The sequence below is a fragment of the Olsenella sp. CU969 genome (assembly GCF_905219715.1).
GTDB classification, from domain to species: Bacteria; Actinomycetota; Coriobacteriia; order Coriobacteriales; family Atopobiaceae; genus Granulimonas; species Granulimonas faecalis.
In genome coordinates, this window is sequence record NZ_CAJMXC010000127.1 from 1 (window position 1) to 3,035 (window position 3,035).

The window sequence follows — 3,035 nt, forward strand, 5'->3', positions numbered from 1 at the left end:
CGCCGGGCCCCGCTCCCCCGCGTACTCGGCGAAGATCCGGTCGAACAGGTACGCCACGCCGTAGGTGGCGAAGACCCGGTGCAGCGGCTCGCCCTCGGCCATGGCGTGGCCGATGAGCAGGGCGTCGTCGAAGGGGGTCTGCACAAGCTCGTCGTCGCAGGCCGAGACGAGCACCTTCCAGGCCTCGCAGCCCTCCAGGAGGTCGAGGCAGCGCTTCACGGAGCCGCCCGAGGTGGACACGGCCACGAGCAGGTCGGCGGGGCCAAGCGACGCCAGCAGGGCCTCCTTGGGATCGCTCTCGCTCACCAAGCGCACGAGGCGCCCCTCCATGACCATGGCCCGCTGGAACTCGCCCAGGGCGGCCGCCGAGGAGTCGGCGGTGAGCACCGTCACGGAGCGCGCGCCGTGGAGCGAGGAGACCAGCGAGGCCGCCATGGGCGTGTCCATGGCGGCGTCCACGGAGTCGTAGAGGCGGTCGATCTCGGAGCGCAGCCGGCCCGCGTCGCCCCCGGAGGCCATGTAGGCCAGGAAGTAGTCGCGGAAGAGCGGCCACTCGCCGCCGCAGCGGGCGACGTCGGCGAAGTCAGCGAGACCGAGGGCCGTCACGGCGCTGCGGAGCTCGGGGCGGGTGACGTCGGCCGCGGCCATGACGTCGCGGCTGGATATCTGGGAGAGGGAGCCGAAGTGCTCGAGGAGGTAGGCCGCCACCCGGCCCGTCGGGGAGCCGGGGTCGGCGTTGTAGGCGGCGAGCAGGGACGTGAGGAGGTTGCGGCGGGAACGGTCCACGGAGGGTCTCCTTGTCGTCCGAACGACGGTCGGGACCACCATACCCCACGGCGCGGTCGTCACCGCCGTCGCCCCCCACCGACCCCTCAAGAGACAGAAATCCGAGGGTGCCACCCTTACGAAACCGTCACCGCGATGTCACCCCCTTCGATGGCCCGTCACCGGGCCCCTTGGGACCATGGGTCCACCGGGTGCCGGACGGCCGGCGCCCCAGACAGGTGGGAGGTCCCGTGGCAAGGAAGATCGTCATCGGCCTGGTGGCCGTGGCAGGGGTGTGCGCGGTGGCGGCGGCGCTCCTCGTCCTCAAGTTCGGCGAGCCGGCCCGGGTCTACGTGCAGACCGACGACAACCTCGTGCAGCCCATCGAGCCCCACGGCGGCATGACCTACTCCTACCACCTCGACGGGGCAACGCCCGACGGCAAGCCGGCCCCCGTGACCCTCGACACCGAGCGGATCCTGCGCGACAAGGCCTACCTGTTGCTCGAGACGCGCCCCCTCGTGGGCGTGATCTCGTGGGAGGAGGTCTCCTGGGACCAGGTGCCCGAGGCGGCCCAGGCGCTCCTCACTCCCCCGGAGGGGTGACGCGCCGGCCCCGGCGGCGGCAGACCGACCNGGTACCCTGTCGCCGCCGGTTGCCCTAAAGTGGGTCCTGCACGTTTCGACACGCGAGGAGGGCCCATGGCACCACAGGAGAGCTGGAACGCGACGGTGCTGGTAGGGCAGTCGGGAGGGCCCACGGCGGCCATCAACGCCACGCTCGCCGGCGTCTTCGAGTGCGCCCACCAGCTGGGGGCCCGGGTTCTGGGCATGCGCAACGGCATCGAGGGCGTGCTGGCCGGCCGGGTGGTGGACCTCGACGGCCTGCTCTCGGACCCGCTCCAGCTCGACCTCCTCCGCCGCACGCCGGCGAGCCTGCTCGGCAGCTGCCGCTACAAGCTCCCCGACCCCGACGGCGACACCGCGCCGTTCGAGCGGCTCTTCTCCCGCTTCGAGACCCTCGGGGTGGACGCCGTCCTCTACATCGGCGGCAACGACTCCATGGACACCATCGAGAAGCTCGCCCGGTACGGCGAGCGCGCGGGCNGCCCCATCCGCTTCATGGGCGTGCCCAANACCATCGACAACGACATGGTGGGCACCGACCACACCCCCGGCTACGGCAGCGCGGCCAAGTTCGTGGCCTGCGCCGTGAAGGAGGTGGCCCGCGACTCCGCCGCTTATTTCCTCAAGAGCGTCACCGTGGTGGAGATCATGGGTCGCGATGCCGGCTGGCTCACGGCGGCCTCCACCCTGGCCGGGCGCCCCGGCGCGGGCGGCCCCGACATCATCCTGCTGCCGGAGGCCCCGCTCGACGTCGACGCCTTCGTGGCCGCCGTGGAGGGGCTCCTGGAGGAGCGCGACACCGTGGTGGTCGCNGCCAGCGAGGGCGTGGTGCGCGCCGACGGCGAGCCACTGTTCCGCGACGAGTCCGTGGGCATCGACGCCTTCGGCCACGTGGCCACCCAGAGCGGCGTGGGCCGCTACCTGGCCGCCCTGGTCAAGGGGCGCCTGGGCGTGAAGACGCGCGCCGTGGAGTTCTCCACGCTCCAGCGCTGCGCCTCGCACCTGGCGAGCGCCACGGACCTCGAGGAGGCCTCCACCCTGGGAGGCGTGGCCGTGCAGGCGGCCAAGGACGGCTGCACGGGCATGGTCCCGGTGATGCGCCGCGAGCACAACCGCCCCTACTCGGTGTCCTATGGGCTGTCGGCCATATCGGCCGTGGCCAACCGCGTGCGCCCGGTGCCCACGGAGTGGATCCGTCCGGACGGCATGGGCGTGACCGACGAGATGCGGGAGTACGTGCGCCCGCTCATCCAGGGCGAGGCCGCGCCCACCTTCGTGGAGGGCCTGCCCTGGCACCTGTGGCTTCCCGAGGAGGACGCGTGAGGGGCCCGTTGAGGGTCGCGGCCGCCGTGGCCGTGGGCGCCGGGGCCGCCGTGGCGGCTGCTGCCGCCGCGACCGTGCTGGGGCGCAGGGACGACCGCCTCTTTCCCACGATGTTCGGCCGGGCCCACGTCTTCACCACCACGAGCCCCGACGGCCGCGCCATACGGGTGCTGTCCCTCGGCGGCGGCTGGCAGACGGTCATGTACCTGGACGACCCCGACGAGCCCGCGGCCGCCTATGCCCGGGGCTTCGACCTGGTGCTGCGCGACGGGGCCGCCAGGGCGGAGGACGCGGGCGGGCGGGCCGCCGTCGAGGGGGCCG

The 3,035-nt window shown here is 73.0% G+C and carries 4 protein-coding genes; 3 read left to right on the forward strand and 1 reads right to left on the reverse strand.

The annotated features are described in order from the left end of the window. Positions 1–786: hypothetical protein (locus tag JX283_RS08085; protein ID WP_204830119.1), on the reverse strand; the 786-nt coding region annotated here is incomplete at its 3' end. A gap of 230 nt (positions 787–1,016) precedes the next feature. Here JX283_RS08085 and JX283_RS08090 point away from each other — a divergent pair. The 3 genes from JX283_RS08090 to JX283_RS08100 form a co-directional block, all read left to right on the forward strand. After that, positions 1,017–1,370 carry a YxeA family protein gene (locus JX283_RS08090; protein WP_168354067.1) on the forward strand — a complete coding sequence of 118 codons (354 nt, stop codon included), beginning with the start codon at positions 1,017–1,019 and terminating at the stop codon, positions 1,368–1,370. 96 nt (positions 1,371–1,466) lie between these two features. Beyond that, entirely contained in the window at positions 1,467–2,714 is a 1,248-nt protein-coding gene (locus JX283_RS08095; RefSeq protein WP_204830120.1) for a 6-phosphofructokinase, read from the forward strand. Continuing rightward, the coding region (locus JX283_RS08100; protein ID WP_204830121.1) for a hypothetical protein at positions 2,711–3,035 on the forward strand (325 nt) is incomplete at its 3' end. The genes JX283_RS08095 and JX283_RS08100, both read left to right, overlap by 4 nt.